We start from the raw sequence: 15214 nt of genomic DNA, 5'->3' as shown, positions 1-15214 counted from the left end.
CCCTGCCCAATCGGCGCCGCCGGTCTGGTGTCCTGTCGAGCCGACGCTGGACCGCTTCCAGAACGGACTCATGTTCCCATCGACTTATTCGTCGCTGGACGCTCGGCGTGCACTGTGACTTTATTGCACATTGCGAACAGGCACTGCTCCAGTAACGGCGCAGCTGCAGCCCATGTTCCTCGCTGGTGTAGCGGTATATTGCGCGTTCGCCGGCGGGACACTGGTATTCGTCGTCCCGGGCAATGTAGATGAAGTCTGCTTTGTCGAACCGCCCATTGAATTTCGCGCCTGACGTCGTTGGCTTCGGCAGGATGACGGCAATGCCGGCATCTGCGCATGCCTTGATCTGAGGTCCACTGTAGTAGCCACGATCAGCGACTGCCCGAAGTTTGGGCCTATTCATAGCATCGCGGGCAGCTTGAGCCATGGGACTTAGCTGTGCCCGGTCACTGCCAGAGTTTGTGACCTCGTGAGCAACGATGAGGTGGTGTTTGGCGTCTACTGCCACCTGTACGTTGTAGCCCACCATTCCCGAGCCTTTGCCGCTCGTTGCCATGGAACGCGCGTCGGGATCAGTCATCGAGAGTTGGCCATCAGGCTGCGTCTTGAGTTGCTCCTTGATCTGCTCAAGGTTTCGCATCTGCTCGCGCAAGCGCGCGATCTTGTCCTGCAATCGGATCGTCTTTGCTTCCAGCTCAGCGGGCTGCGTACGATCGGCAGTCTCCAGCGCGTTCAGATACCGCTGGATGCTCTCCTCGATCTGCTTCTGCCGCTTGTCGACCTTACCCTCAGTGAAGTTGCGGTCGCGAGTGTTGACCGCCTTGAACTTGCTGCCGTCAATGGCAACGAGCGCTTGCGAGAACAGTTTCAGATCACGACATAAGACGACGAAGCGGCGACATACGTTGCGGATGCCAGTGCCGTTGTCACGACGGAAGTCAGCTATGGTCTTGAAGTCCGGCGCCAAACGGCCGGTGAGCCACATCAATTCAACATTGCGTTGGCATTCACGTTCCAGGCGGCGGCTCGACTGAATCCGATTCAGGTAGCCGTAGATATAGATCTTCAACAGAGCGCCAGGATGATATGACGGTCGACCTGTAGTCGACGGCATCGCTCCATCGAAGCCCAGTGATCCAAGGTCAAGCTCTTCAACGAACGCCTCGATGATCCTGATCGGATTGTCCTCGGCGACGAAGTCATCGAGGCACTCTGGAAGCAGCGTCACCTGCTTGCGATCTTCACCTTCTATGAATCGCTTCATCCGGTCACCCAAGCTGAATGAGTTAATCCAGTTTAGGCGATCATGGCGTTTTCACACACCCTCGACCCACTGCGGCCGCTCGCCCGGTCGGGCATCCAAGGACAGTTAACAGACTCTTCCGGTCATCCACGCTCGCTTCTCGGGGACAACAGATCTTAAGGTTTGTTCGACATCGCGGATTGAATGACCGGTTCCCGAATGGAATCGATACTTGAATGTCTACTTAAACCTCCAGCTCGAGTCTGCGTGAACCGCGAGTTGTTCGCGCCCCACGATTTCGACCGCGATCAGCAGTGGCGTTGCGCTTCAAATATCTGCTCCGCGCAAACACCGGCATCCGTGCAAGGACATGTCGTTTCCGTTGACAGTGAACTTGAAAGGGCCTCGACACATACCACTCAATCATTCCGCGCAGATCTGAATCTAAATTTTTGTAGATAAAGAATAGATCTGCATAAGACGTGGTGGTCTGATTTCCGTCGCCTGCGTCTAATCCGAGGAAGTAGCTCAGAATATTGTCGTAGTCGATCTGCTTGTAGTCCAACAAAACAGACTGGCTGCTTATATCAGATCGGATCGCTTCGATGTCGCCGCTTTTCCCCGTGTCGTAACAATAAATCGGGAAATGGTCATCCAAAACGAATGCATCAAAGATGATCCATTGTCGATATGCTTCGCGAAGCCTGGATTCGATTTGAATATCGAGTGTTGAGAAGTACAAGCTATTCAGATATATCTGTCCTTCTTCACCATAGGGAACCGCCACCCTCGCTGATGGAGTTAGCAGAAACTCGTTCGCCAGTTGGTAAGCAGTCGTCGGTTTATATTGACCAAGATGCCTGACACCCTTGCGATCGTTGAGTGGTGAATTGTCCATTTGCCCGCCATTGAGCTCGTATACTTCAGATTGTCGACGATCCGGGCGTGAATGTCGAAGGACCGTTCCTGGCCGCACACGGTCCGATGCTGAACCGACGTCGGGGCCCATGGTCGACCCGGCTGCATCCGGCAGAGTTCGACCCTGAACCGACGGTCTCCGACGAATGTCGGATGTCCCGTCATTCGCCGACAACGGACCATCAACTGAAGTCACCTCTGAGCTTGGACCGCTGGCACGTCTGCCCCGACAGGCTGCGGAGAGGAACGTGGCGGCGATGCGACGTTTCATCCAACTGCATTGATAACACCTGAACATCAATGCTTCAAAAAAATGCACTTATCGCGTAGATCCTTTTGCGTGAGTATCTGTACTCAAGATTCCAGCGACATTGGAACGAAAGTAAAACGCATCGGAGACGTGACTATGCACAACGCACGACGCAACTTGCGCGGCTAACGAGCTGCAAGCCATTCCTGCGATCCGCCTTGTTGGGCCGTGCAGTTCCGCGGTCCAGCCGGTTCAGGCATCGGACAACAAAAAGTACGCCATAGCCCCGCCAAGCCGAGCTTCAACGGCGTTACGGCGGCGTTTCACACCTATCGCTTACGACTGGCGCGCGTCAGCGTTCAGTCGACGGCGCCGATCGGGCTGCTTCTTTTCTATCGCAAAGACCTTCAGGAGACATTTCCATGCAAATCACCGGTATGTTGTACGGCGCACGCCTGCTGCAATTCGTCGGATTCCCAGCGAGTGAGATCCTCGGCCCGAGCGCCAGCGAGGAGGAAATCAAGACGATGATCGATCGTCATCGTCAGATTTTCATCAAGCCCGTCTTCAAGGGTGGAGTCGGAAAGAAGGGGAAGGCGGGCTTGCTCGGCCGCGCGGGCGATCTCAAGACAGCGTTGGCCGAAAAAGAGCGGTTGTACTTTGCCGAGCATACCGTCGGCCACCTGAAGGCAAAGGCAAATGGCGTGACGTTCGAGGGCGGCGTTCCGGCCCAGCATGAGGTGTACTTTTCGATCACCGATTCCACCCGCTTTCGTGCACCCATGATGACGCTCTCGCACAAGGGCGGCATGGATATCGAAGAGGTCGACCCGAAGCATGTGGCGATGGTGCCCTTCGACGCGTTGACGGGGCTCAAGGCGTTCGTCGTGGCGAACGCGCTGAGCGAAATCGGTGCGCCGAAGGAGATCATCTCGCCGCTCGTGCAGCAGTTGCCGAAACTCTGGGAGCTCTTTCACGATTTCGGCATGACGACGCTGGAGTTGAATCCGATCCGCATGCGCGAGGACAAGCACGGACGACTCACGCCGGTTGCCTGCGACTTCAAGTGCGGCTTCGATCGCGATGATCCGCGATGGACGCGCCTCGGACTGCCGCCACATCTGTTCGCGGCGGATTATTCCGATTTCGAGCAGGAGATCAATCAGTTGCGCACGCACCAGGGCCAGAGCGACGTGTATGTGATCAACGAAAAAGGCACGATTCTCGCGCCGACGTTCGGCGGCGGCGCCAACTCGCTCGTCACCGAAATGCTGGGCGACGCCGCGATCATCTCGTCGGATTTCGGCGGCAATCCGCCTTACGCGAAGATGAAAGAAGTGGCCCGCATCTGCTTCAGGCATTGGCTCAAGCAGTCGAATGTGCTTTTCATCATCGGGGGGAAGTCGAATAACACCGACATCTTCGAGACGCTGCGAGCGATGGCCGATGCTCTTCGCGAACACTTCAGCGAGCATGGGCCGACGCCCCTTTACGTGGTGCTCGGCCGCGGAGGCCCGAACCTCGTGCGAGGGATGGCCGCGCTGAGAGATACATGCGATTCGCTCGGCCTGCCGTACCGGATGTTCGGATTTGATTCCGACATCAGTGAAGTCATCCAGTACGCACGGCAGGCGGATGCGTGGATGCGCGCCGGTGGCCGAGCCGAGGTCGCAGCACGGATCGGCGCGCCCACGACCGAAACCGAAACGGCTCAAGCCTGAGGAGAGCGACATGTACAAGCAAACCAGCAGCCAGTTCAAGTATTTCGTTGGCGTCAACTCGCTCGCGCAGATCGCCACGCGGGACGATCGCGTGTGCGTACTTAACATCCTGGGCGGTGAGTCCTCAGACGTAACGCCCGTCAGTCATGCGTTTTCGGGCGGCAATATTGTCTTCGGCACGGCGCCGGGCAAGGGCGGCCAGGTGCTCGCCACATCTATCGGCGATATCCCGGTTTACAACAACGTTCGCGAGGGTCTGGAGGCAGGGCATCGCTTCAACTGCGGCGTGGTCTATCTACCGCCATCGGCGGCTCGCGACGGCGTCGCCGAACTGATCCGCGTCAATCCCGATCTGAAGAAGATTTTCATCATCACCGAGAAGATCGCCGTGCACGACGCTCGCGAAATTCGCGCGATGGGGCAGCAGGCGGGCATCGACATCTTCGGGGCGAACGGGCTGGGCGTCGCCGACTCGTGGAATCGTGTGAGAATCGGCGGAGCACTCGGTGGTGATAGTCCAGACGATTCATTGCGCAAGGGATCGATCGCCATCTTCTCGAACTCCGGCGGCTTCAGCACGACGATCGCGCAGTACCTGCGCATGAGCGGCTGGGGCACGTCGACAGTCATCTCCAGCGGCAAGGACGTCTACATCCACTATGCCGCGCCTGAATTTGCCTTTGCGCTCGCCAATGATGCGCGCAGCAAGGCCGCTGTGCTCTATTGCGAACCGGGCGGCTACTACGAGGCCGATGCAACCTTCACGAAACCGGTGGTCGCCTGCGTGGTGGGCCGATGGAAGAGCCGCCTGACGCGAGCGGTCGGCCATGCGGGCGCAATGTCCGGCGGCTCCGACGACGCGCAAGCCAAGGAACGCTGGTTCATGGAGAAGTTCGGCGTGGACCGGCACTTCACGCCCGACGATCCGTGCTGCTCGGCCAGGGGCGCCGTCGTCACGAACATCGCGCATATCCCGGCTGCACTGACCGCCGTGATGCGCGCCAACGCGACGATGCCCGACTTCGAGCCTGAGGGCAGTCTCGCGCTCAAACCGTGGTTCGGCTCCGACCACGGCATCCGGCTTCCGTCCGGCCTTGCGATTCCCGTGGTCGGTGCGGTCGCACCCTATGACGAGCAGGTCTTGCGGGTCAATCGGCAAGTCGGGGCGATTGCGCCGCGTCAGACGCTCAAGGACGCATCGGGCGCTTCGCAGATGGATGCGAAAACGCAGGTCAGCAGCCTGCATGGCGCCTCAATGCTCGACGCAGCGATGCATTCGCTCGAAGCGAACGTCAGCCTCGCCCTGCTTCACGAGTTCGGCGGCGAGAACGACGAAAAGCTCATCGATGTCGCAGTCGCCGCGTTCGTCAATCTGCACGGAACGCCGGAACTCACGGCGGCGCAAGCCGCTCGCGAGGCCGGAAACGCGCCCAACGCGATCCTGGCCGCCGCGGCTTCGATCATCGGGCCGAATCGCCAGCGAGCGGCTCGGGATGCCGCGAAATGGATGATCGATCGCTTCTCGGTAGCCGGCCTTACGAGCGCGCTTGATGAGAACTTCGACATCGCGCGCATCGACGCGAGCAGCTGCGAGCCGCTCTTCGCCGACTCAAGCGATCCGCGCGCTGAGGCGATGCTCGCGGGACTCGCCGAGCGTGGTGTCAATTCGGTCCTCGTCCGCTGGCTCGCGTCTCAGCCTGATCACCCGACGGCCGACGCGGTGCTGGCCGCGATCACCACGACGCTCGCGTGGGGACCGCTGATGCGCAAGCGCATCTCGCGCGTTACGGCCGAGAGCCTGCCCTGGTGGACCATGCTGTTCGGGACACTGATCGGCGCATCGGCTGACGCCTCGCGGCACCGTCCAGACGGCTTCTGCGGCTTTACCACGCAAGCTTTGCTGAACGAACGCAGCCTCACCGAAATCTGCTTTGCCGCGCTGCTCAACCTCGATCCCGGGCCCGACGATCTGTTCGCCTTCAAGACGCTCGTCGGTCTGCTGCTCACCAACGGTCCAGGAGCCATCTCGGCGCAGGGTGCGAAAGGCGCGGTATCGGCCGACGGTCCGGAAAGTCCAGAGCGCGTGCAACTCAACAAGGCGCTGGTCGGTTTTCTCACGCATACCGGCTACACGCATGGCGGCAACGGCTATGAGGGCATCGCGTTCCTGATCGAAGCGTTCCGCGACAGCGGCCTCGCCGATCCGTCCGACCCTGCACATGGCGTTGACCTGCGCTCGCTGGCCGAGCGCTCGGTCGAGCGGTATGCGCAGTACAAGGCCCGGCAGAAGCATGCCGGAAGCCTCGACATCGCGAAGCTGCCGGGCGTGAACCACCCGGTTTTCAAGGACAGGCCGGTCAACCACGACCCGCGCGAAGTGTTCATCGCGGACGTGTGCGAGAAGCGCGGGGAATACAACGTGTTCCATGCATTCTATCGGGAACTTGTGCACGCGCTGTTCGATGGCGGCGTGTCCCGCAACGTGTATTGCGTCAACGTCGATGCGGTGATCGCAGCGCTTCTGCTGAAGATGCTGTGGCAGCCGCTGCGACGTGGTGAATTAACCGAGACCGATCTGGAAACCGCCGCGTTCACGATCTTCCTTTATCCCCGCATGCTCGGATGCGCGGCGGAAATCGACGATCACCTGAACCGGGGACGCAACATGGACACCCGCACGCCCGCCTCTCAGTGCCGGTTCGTGGCCTGAGCGCTCCGTCGGCTGATAACCAGCGGACATCAATCGTTCCAAAAATAGCACTTAACGTATCGCGCCGTTCGGGCGAGTATTCAACAAACAACAATCCGCCCGAACATCACAAAGTTCAAAATTTTCAGGAGACACCTCAATGCATCCCTCCTCAAGCACCCTGCCCCCCGGGCAGTCCAAGACGTCGGCCGTATTGCGCGTAACGGCGGGCAACTTCCTGGAGCAGTTCGACTTCTTCCTGTTTGGCTTCTATGCTACGCAGATCGCCGCTGTTTTTTTCCCGGCAGCGAGCGAGTTCGCATCGCTGATGATGACATTCGCCGTCTTCGGCGCAGGTTTCCTGATGCGGCCGCTCGGTGCGATCATCCTCGGCGCGTACATCGACGATGTCGGCCGCCGCAAGGGCCTGATCGTCACGCTGTCGATCATGGCGAGCGGTACCATCCTGATCGCTTTCGTGCCCGGCTATGCGACGATCGGACTCTTCGCCCCGGCGCTGGTTCTCATCGGTCGCCTGCTGCAGGGCTTCTCGGCGGGCGCTGAACTCGGCGGGGTATCGGTATATCTCGCCGAAATGGCGACGCCGGGCCGCAAGGGCTTCTTCACGAGTTGGCAGTCGGCGAGCCAGCAAGTGGCTATCGTCATCGCCGCCGCGCTCGGCTTCGCGCTCAATCAGTGGCTCGACACGGCGACGATCGCCGCGTGGGGATGGCGCGTGCCATTTTTCGTCGGCTGCATGATCGTGCCTTTCATCTTCATCCTGCGGCGCAATCTCGAGGAAACGGAGGAATTTAAACAGCGCCAGCATCGCCCGAGCATGAAAGAGGTCTTTGCTACACTCGTGCAGAACTGGAATGTCGTGATCGCTGGCGTGCTGCTGGTGGCGATGACCACCACAACTTTTTATCTGATCACGGTGTATGCGCCGACCTTCGGCAAGACGGTCCTGCATCTGAGCACTGCCGACAGCCTGCTCGTCACGCTGTGCGTGGGTGTCTCCAATTTCATCTGGCTGCCGATTGGTGGTGCGCTGTCGGATAGGATCGGACGCCGTCCGCTCCTTCTCGCGATGACGATCCTGGCAATTGCGACTGCCTACCCGGCGCTGTCGCTGCTGGCCCACGCACCGAGCTTCGTCAACATGCTGCTTGTGCTGCTCTGGCTCTCGTTCATGTACGGCATTTACAACGGCGCGATGGTCGTCGCGCTCACTGAGGTGATGCCGGTCGAGGTGCGCGTCGCCGGATTCTCGCTCGCCTACAGCCTCGCGACAGCGGTCTTCGGAGGTTTTACGCCCGTCATCTCGACCGCGCTCATTCATATGACGGGTGACAAAGCCGCGCCAGGCTACTGGATGAGCTTCGCCGCGGTGTGCGGGCTCGGAGCAACACTCGCACTGTACCGGCGCCGGCGCGTTCCGCTGCATGCGGCTCCCTGAAGCATCGCACGCGTCCTCGAACATTAGACTGACATTCTATCGCCCATGAAATCCCTCCTTCTGAAACTCTGCACCGCGGCGCTGCTCGGCACCTCCGCCGCTGCGGCGAATGTGCAGGCCGCCGATCTGCATGTGATGAGTTCGGGCGGCTTTACCGCCGCCTACAAGCTGCTCGGCCCGAAGTTCGCGGCGTCCACCGGCAATACGCTCGATAGCGCGCTCGGGCCGTCGATGGGCAAGTCGCCGGAGGCCATTCCGAACCGGCTCCAGCGCGGCGAACCTGCCGACGTGGTGATCATGGTCGGCTATGCACTCGATGATCTGATCAAGCAGGGCAAGGTGATTCCCGATTCGCGCGTCGAGCTCGCGGATTCGCGGATCGGCATGGTCGTGCGCGACGGTGCGCCGAAGCCCGATATCGGGTCCGAGGCGGCGCTCAAGGAAACCTTGCTGCACGCCCGGTCGATCGCGTACTCGGATAGCGCGAGCGGCGTCTATATCGAGCGCGAGTTGTTCAAGCGGCTCGGCATCGAGGAGCAGGTCAAGGCCAAGGCCAAGGCGAAGATGATCCCCAAAATTCCGGTGGCGTCCGTTGTTGCGACGGGCGACTACGAAGTGGGATTTCAGCAGGTGAGTGAGCTGCTTCCGGTGAAGGGCGCGGCGTATGTCGGCAAGATTCCGGAGTCGATGCAGTCCGTCACGCGCTTTGCGGCCGGCATTCCCGTCGGCGCGCAACACCCCAAGGAAGCCAAAGCGCTGCTCGACTATCTCGCGTCGCCCGCCGTGCAGCCGGAGGTGACATCGACCGGACTCGATTCCGTCGCTACGCATTGAAACCAGGGCAACGATTCAGCCCGTCAGGTCGGCGGGCTGATCGAATGCATCCTCAGGCTCATGCGCCAGGCTCAATGTGTTCTTCAGGCGCACCCGGTCGCAGGAACGCTCCCACATCGATACGAAGATCACCGCGCAGGCGTTGCTGATCACGCTCGTCAGGGCGCGCGCCTCGGACATGAAGCGATCGATGCCAACCAGCAGCGCGACGCCTGCAAGCGGCAAGTCGGGAATGACGGCCAGCGTCGCGACGAGCGCAACCAGTCCGCTGCCCGTTACGCCCGCCGCGCCCTTCGACGTGAGCAGCATGACCGAGAGCATCGTCGCGATCTGGCCGCCCGAGAGCTGTACATCGCACGCTTGAGCGATGAACATGGAGGCGAGCGTCAGGTAGATGGCCGTGCCGTTGAGGTTGAACGAATAGCCGGCGGGCAGCACGAGTCCCACGATGCCCTTGTCGCAGCCAAGCGCTTCGAGCTTGACGATGAGGCGCGGCAGCACCGGTTCGGTCGACGACGTCGCGAGTACGATGACGAGTTCCTCGCGAATGTAGCGCAGCAGCCGCCAGAGTGAGAAGCCATGCAGGCGTGCGAGTGGGGCGAGCGCGCAAATGACGAACAGCAGGCACGCCGCATAGAACGACACCATCAGCATGCCGAGCGAGCCAATCGAACGAATGCCGAAGCGGCCCACCGTGAATGCCATCGCGCCGAATGCGCCGACGGGCGCAAGCCGCATGATCATCGCGAGGATGCGAAACAGCACGTGCGCGGTGCCGTCGATGAATTCCTGTACCCGCCGCCCGGCGCTTCGGCTCGCATTCAATGCGAAGCCGAACAGAAGGGCAAGCAGCAAGACGGGTAGCACCTCGCCTTTCTCGAAAGCGCCGACAAGCGTCTCCGGAATCACGTGAAGCGCGAATTCGACGAATCCGTGCGACTGCGTGCGCGTCGAATACTGCGCGAGGATCGTCGTGTCCAGATGATGCGCATCGATGTGCAAGCCCGCACCCGGGTGCAGCGCAAACGCGGTCGTCAGCCCCAGAACGAGCGCAACAATGGTGAGGAAGTAGAACAACACTAGTGCCTTCAGAATTGTCCGCCCGATCTTCGATCCGCTCGCGAGCGACGTGATGCCTGTGACGATCGTGCAAAAGACGATTGGCGCGATCATCATGCGTACCAGCGCGACGAACGCATCGCTGAGCGGTTTAAGCGATGCGCCGGCCTGTGGCCAGAAGTGGCCAACGGTCATGCCGAGCCCCATTCCGAGCAGGACCTGAACGTAAAGCAGCCTGAAGGGCCTCGGCAGTGTCATTTCGGCGCCTTCTTTCCCTTGGCGTCGGCCATGCCGCTGCGCTTCGTGTTGAGGATCGTCTGATAGAACTGTTGCGCGGCCGGCGTGAGCGGACGCCCCCGGCGCCTGACGATCCCGACGCGTCTCGTCACGACCGGATCGACGAGCGGCACGCTTGTCAGAACCGGATGGTCGCGCATTGGCATGGCCATTGAAGGCACGGCGGCCACACCGAGTCCTGCTTCGATCAGGCCAAGCATGGTGGTGACATGGTGGGTCTCGCAGACGCTAGGCTTCCTCGGCGCCACGGTGGTCAGCGCCTGATCGAGCAGCAGGCGGTTGCCAGAAGTCTTGTCTACGGATACATATCCGTGTTCATAAAGCTCGTTCCAGGTCACACGCTTTTTCTGAGCAAGGGGATGATCGCGGCGGCACGCGGCGACGAACCGTTCCTGCAGCAGGACCTTGAACTCGACCTCGGTCTCCTGGCTGCCCATGAAGCTGACGCCGAAATCGGCTTCGCCGCTGATTACCGAGCCGAGCACTTCATTGGCGCTCGCGTCGAGCAGCTTGACCCGGATCCGCGGATAGCGGCTGTGATAGGCGGCAACGACGCTCGGCAGGAAATAGTAGGCAACCGACGGCACGCATGCGATGGTCACATGACCCAGGCGGCTCGTGGAGACGTCGCGGATGCCGAGCAACGCGACATCGAGGTCGTCGAGCAGTTGTTCCGCGCTCGGGGCGAAAACGCGTCCTACGGTCGTGAGCGTAACGCTTCGGGTTGTTCGCTCGAACAGCCGCACGCCGAGTGCCGCTTCGAGCTTCTCGATGCGCCGGCTGAGCGCCGGCTGTGAAATGTTGACTGCCTCCGCCGCTTTGCGGAAGCTGCCCAACTCCACGACGGCTCGAAACGCCTGCAAATCGTTCAGGTCGAAGTTGACGCCCACGAGCCATCCTCCGCTTTCCAGATGCGGCTATTTTGCCTGATGCTGGCGAAGGCGCCCATCGAGGACAACACTCGGTAATTCAGCCCATCAGGGATCGCACCGAAGTCGGGAGCGAGGGGCCGGTTTCGTCGTGTCAGCGGCCAATCATGGCTGAGAGGCGGGTGTCTCTTCATGGCCGAACCCGGTACGACGCTGAACGGATTATCGATCGGCTGCAGGTCGACCGGCGTCGGGCTCAGATCGACCCGCTCCGGACGCTGGACCACGCGCCACTTCATCGGCAGCTTTCAGGGTGCAGCGGCCATTCATCCCGTCGCGTCGGTCGGCAGGTCATTGGCCAAAGTCGCCGTTCGAACCCGAACCGGGACCACGCTCCGCGAATGGCTGCTTTGGCGCTTATGGAATGGGCGAGACCAACCCGAAACTGTCTGCCGCTGGAAACGGACTACCGCCACCAGCGGTCGTTCTGGTCAACTGCTCTGGACCTGGTCTGATCGTCTGATCCTCGACCGTTGGTTCAAGGGTGTCGGATTTAAACCGCAGACGTGCATGACGAGCAACAGCTTCATAGCGTTGCTCAGCCTGGCCGTTTCAGGATTGGGTGTTACGTATGTGCACTCTCCGAGCTTCCGTTATTTGGTCAGTGCCCGATTGCTGCGGGAATTGGATGTTCGACAGGCCTTGCCGCGGTTGCAGTATGCGGTATTCTACAAGGCCAACCGTACGAGCGAGTTCATGTCCTCGCTCATACGCCTGGCCAAAGAGACCTGCCATTTCGCGGACGTGCCGCCTCCTTTGATGCCGGCTTTCTCCACCGGCAAACATGGAGCGCATCCAGCAACTCCCCAGTTCATGGGCCAGTGGTAGGGAAAATCACGGTGGCCGCGACCAGTAGTTCTAGCTATCAAGCGTCAGTCTCTTTCCAGCGAGCGCATTCGGCGTTCAAGCTCGACCAGGTCTCGTGCGCCCAGCAGGTACTCGTCGTTACGGTGTTGTTCGATGTGTTCGAACCAGTGGCTAATCTGCGTGAAAAGAAAGACAAGCATGACAATCTCCAAGAGGTTGCTCGTGGGGGACGCCGCGGTCCGACCGCGGCGCGGCGCCTCTGTCTCGATGTTGTTCTCCGGCGCCGATCTACAACTCAATCGTAGGCAATGGCTATGCTTACGTATACTTATCGTTTTTGATCTAATACATTAGACATTCTGTTGAATACCCATGTCTCTTCGAGGATAAAGATCATGGAAGTCGGGCGTCTGCGGGCGCTGCTGGAGCTGGCGAGGTGTGGCACGATGGCGGCAGCCGCCGAGGCCCTGTTCTTGACACCGTCGGCAGTGTCGCAGCAGATCGCACAACTGGAAGAGGAGGCCGGTGTCAAGCTCACGGTGCGTATTGGCCGCGGGGTGAGGCTTACGCCCGCCGGCCATGCGCTAGTGGGCTACGCCGAACGAGTCATGGTTGTGCTGGACGAGGCTCGCTCGGAATTGGCAGAGCTACGGCGCGAGATAGCCGGCGAGCTGCGCGTCGCGGCGTTTGCGTCGATCGCGTCGGCGGTGCTACCCGAGACATTCAAGGCGTTGCAGCACGCCTATCCACGCTTGGAGATTGTTCTTGAAGAATTCGATCCGATTGAGGGGCTTACGGCGTTGAGGTCCTGGCGAACGGACATCGCCCTGATTGACGACCTCTCGGTCGTGGTGGGCGATAGTCAAGAAAGCGTAGGGTTGGTACCGGTCGCAGAGGATGCGCTCTACGTCGCAGTCGCGGCCGATCATGCGCTGAGCAAAAGGCTGTCAGTGAGCGTAGCCGATCTCCGGCATGAGACCTGGGCTATCGAATCGAAGTGGAGTGGCTTTGGCGACGTCATCACCAATTTATGCCGTCGCGCCGGGTACGAGCCTCGGATCAACGCCAAATGCCGTGGATTCGAGATGGTAGGAGCAATGGTGGCCTCCGGCTGCTCGGTGTCAATGGTCCCCGGACTCATGCTGGTGAGGCCACCGGCCGGCGTGACATGGGTCAAGCTGAGGCCCGAGGTTCGCCGCAAGGTCTACGTCGCTTATCGCCTCGGCGAGCGCGACCACCCAACAATCAAGGTGTTCGTCGAGGAAATCGTCCGGACGGCATCGCGGCTCCTCGGTTAGCCGAATCGACGACGCTCATACGCCAACTCGCAGGCGCAAGATACCGGTCATTGCAGACTGGAAAAATTTGGGACGGCCGAATGGCCGGTATGGCCGACAACCGGGCAGTACCTGTCGCGCTCACAACGACTCAAATTCGGCCGAGGCGTCCATTCAATTCGGCGCGTCATAACCAAGTGGCGTTCGTTCATCTCAGGAAACTCATCTGCCGCCGACGATGCCAATCAGTCGGCGTTCTCACCGATGATCCGCTCGATAATCCCGGGGTCCTCGATCTCGCCCTCCGATCCCTTGAACACGCATACCTCCGTGTGCCCATCGCGGAATACATCGACCTCAACGCGCATCCCGACAACCGCGATTGACACCAGCACGGTATCGGGGCGATTGCGGCTCAACGTGTAGTGAATTTTCGCTGCGTCGAGCCTCTCGAGCAGATCGAACAAAAGTGTTGTCATGGCTTTGCCTATCTCTTGAAACGGTTGTCGTTAAGCAGCTTCGGCGCTTTCCGCGCCTCTTTCACGCCGTCATTTGCGTCGATTTGTATATCGTCCAACGCGACGTTCGCCTGGTAAACAGCGGCCCAGAGAGCGCATCGACCGCTTCGGGATGCGAGTGAGCTTTCGAGACTCTCAGAGGAGAACATTCTCGGAAGCTCGTTTGCGTCGCCACGCGACCGTCCGCAATGGACGACGAGCCACCATCGACTTTTACGTTCGGACACACTGCCAATCCCGAATAAGCTCGCGTACCGACTTGTCAGCGTAAAGACGATAAACCGCGCGCACCCTCTGCGGCCTCCGAATTTGCGACAACATGTCAACCGTCACCGAAGCCTTATCCAAACAGCCAAACGCAAACACTTAGCCCGCCTGGTTGACCTCTACGCCCCTGCCTTGATTTATAATCAACAAGCCGTCGGGAAACACCCGAGGGCTGGGTTTGGAAGCCCATATGTAATGCCCGCACGCCCGCCCAAGCGGGTGTGCGTCTATCCCTGCACGTCTGTTGTTTTTCAATAATGGGCGGGCTGTGGTGGGGGAGCCGCGAGGCTCGCCGGCTTGGCATTACACCGGTCTTCCAATCCCGCTTCGTGCCCGCTCACCCCCTTTCCAAGCGAGTGTCGGGCGATCCAGGAAGTACCAGGGAGGTCGCACCATGAGCAACAAAACCACAAAACAAACTCAACCCGATTCACGCCCGCCTGTCGACGCGCTCCAATACGAGAAACTGGCATTGCAGGCCTTCGATCTCTGCAACCGGCAGTTGAGCCAACTCAACACATTGATCACACTTGCGTCCTCAATGTGTAGGAATCCTGCCATCACGAGTGACGAAAGACGCCGTCAACAGACCATGCTTGAACTGCTCGTCGACACAGCCGAGCAATACCAGCGAGCGCTCGAATGCGACCGTGAGCTCTACCAGGTGATCGCACTCGATGCCAAAGGCATCCCTCAAAGCCGCATCACCGCAAGCCGCGCGGCGCGCCTTCTCGCAGAGGCATCACAAATAGCAACGGAAACGCCGTCAACCACCGAGTCTGGCCAGCGCACCCAACCGTCCGCCAAAGCCGCGACAAGTGCAGAAACCGACACCGCCCAACAGCCAATTCCCCTGCAGCATTAACCATCGATCGCGGCCAACGCGCCGCGTCAACAAGTGACCGAGCAAAACACGGAGATAGCGCAACCGGAGGCGGCCAACGTA

General features: G+C 60.2%; 12 protein-coding genes and 1 pseudogene. 7 read left to right on the top strand and 6 right to left on the bottom strand.

Annotated features, from left to right (window positions below; all coding sequences use genetic code 11):
• Positions 1-13: 13 nt before the first annotated feature.
• Positions 14-1264, bottom strand: a pseudogene (locus P0D84_RS23250) (IS1182 family transposase); the annotation flags it as partial.
• Between the two features lie 223 nt (positions 1265-1487).
• A complete protein-coding gene (locus tag P0D84_RS23245; RefSeq protein WP_408340782.1) occupies positions 1488-2141 on the bottom strand; it encodes a hypothetical protein in 654 nt (217 codons plus the stop codon).
• A 692-nt stretch (positions 2142-2833) separates the two neighbouring features.
• On the opposite strand from P0D84_RS23245, the gene P0D84_RS23240 reads away from it, so the two are divergent.
• The 4 genes from P0D84_RS23240 to P0D84_RS23225 all read left to right on the top strand — a co-directional run bounded on the left by P0D84_RS23240 (position 2834) and on the right by P0D84_RS23225 (position 9114).
• On the top strand, positions 2834-4132 hold the full coding sequence (locus P0D84_RS23240; protein WP_408340780.1) for an ATP-grasp domain-containing protein: 1299 nt from the start codon (positions 2834-2836) through the stop codon (positions 4130-4132).
• 10 nt (positions 4133-4142) lie between these two features.
• Positions 4143-6842, top strand: coding sequence for a CoA-binding protein (locus P0D84_RS23235; RefSeq protein WP_408340778.1), 2700 nt, complete (start codon positions 4143-4145; stop codon positions 6840-6842).
• A gap of 139 nt (positions 6843-6981) precedes the next feature.
• Complete coding sequence (locus tag P0D84_RS23230) at positions 6982-8280, top strand: MFS transporter (RefSeq protein ID WP_408340776.1); 1299 nt, start codon at positions 6982-6984, stop codon at positions 8278-8280.
• A 45-nt stretch (positions 8281-8325) separates the two neighbouring features.
• Positions 8326-9114 (top strand): substrate-binding domain-containing protein, encoded by a 789-nt coding sequence (locus tag P0D84_RS23225; RefSeq protein WP_408340774.1) that lies wholly within the window; start codon positions 8326-8328, stop codon positions 9112-9114.
• Between the two features lie 15 nt (positions 9115-9129).
• On the opposite strand, the gene dctA is transcribed toward P0D84_RS23225, so the two are convergent.
• Both dctA and P0D84_RS23215 read right to left on the bottom strand, forming a co-directional pair.
• Positions 9130-10431 (bottom strand): C4-dicarboxylate transporter DctA, encoded by a 1302-nt coding sequence (dctA, locus tag P0D84_RS23220; protein WP_408340772.1) that lies wholly within the window; start codon positions 10429-10431, stop codon positions 9130-9132.
• Positions 10428-11360: a LysR family transcriptional regulator gene (locus P0D84_RS23215; RefSeq protein WP_408340770.1), complete on the bottom strand. Its 933-nt coding sequence runs from the start codon at positions 11358-11360 to the stop codon at positions 10428-10430. Before P0D84_RS23215 ends, dctA begins: the two co-directional genes overlap by 4 nt.
• Before the next feature lie 171 nt (positions 11361-11531).
• On the opposite strand from P0D84_RS23215, the gene P0D84_RS23210 reads away from it, so the two are divergent.
• A complete protein-coding gene (locus P0D84_RS23210; RefSeq protein WP_408340767.1) occupies positions 11532-12227 on the top strand; it encodes a LysR substrate-binding domain-containing protein in 696 nt (231 codons plus the stop codon).
• 44 nt (positions 12228-12271) lie between these two features.
• Here P0D84_RS23210 and P0D84_RS23205 read toward each other — a convergent pair whose 3' ends face one another.
• The gene (locus P0D84_RS23205; protein WP_408340765.1) at positions 12272-12406 is read right to left on the bottom strand and encodes a DUF3563 family protein; all 135 of its coding nucleotides are present in this window, start codon (positions 12404-12406) and stop codon (positions 12272-12274) included.
• A gap of 195 nt (positions 12407-12601) precedes the next feature.
• On the opposite strand from P0D84_RS23205, the gene P0D84_RS23200 reads away from it, so the two are divergent.
• The gene (locus tag P0D84_RS23200; RefSeq protein ID WP_408340762.1) at positions 12602-13504 is read left to right on the top strand and encodes a LysR family transcriptional regulator; all 903 of its coding nucleotides are present in this window, start codon (positions 12602-12604) and stop codon (positions 13502-13504) included.
• Between the two features lie 224 nt (positions 13505-13728).
• Here P0D84_RS23200 and P0D84_RS23195 read toward each other — a convergent pair whose 3' ends face one another.
• The gene (locus P0D84_RS23195; RefSeq protein ID WP_408340760.1) at positions 13729-13962 is read right to left on the bottom strand and encodes a hypothetical protein; all 234 of its coding nucleotides are present in this window, start codon (positions 13960-13962) and stop codon (positions 13729-13731) included.
• A gap of 700 nt (positions 13963-14662) precedes the next feature.
• Between P0D84_RS23195 and P0D84_RS23190 the strand changes: the two genes are divergently transcribed.
• Positions 14663-15133 (top strand): hypothetical protein, encoded by a 471-nt coding sequence (locus P0D84_RS23190; RefSeq protein ID WP_408340758.1) that lies wholly within the window; start codon positions 14663-14665, stop codon positions 15131-15133.
• The last annotated feature ends 81 nt before the right edge of the window (positions 15134-15214 follow it).

The sequence above is a fragment of the Paraburkholderia sp. RL17-337-BIB-A genome, from assembly GCF_046025895.1.
In the GTDB taxonomy this organism is placed as follows: domain Bacteria; phylum Pseudomonadota; class Gammaproteobacteria; order Burkholderiales; family Burkholderiaceae; genus Paraburkholderia; species Paraburkholderia fungorum_C.
This window is presented reverse-complemented; position numbering and strand designations above follow the sequence as displayed.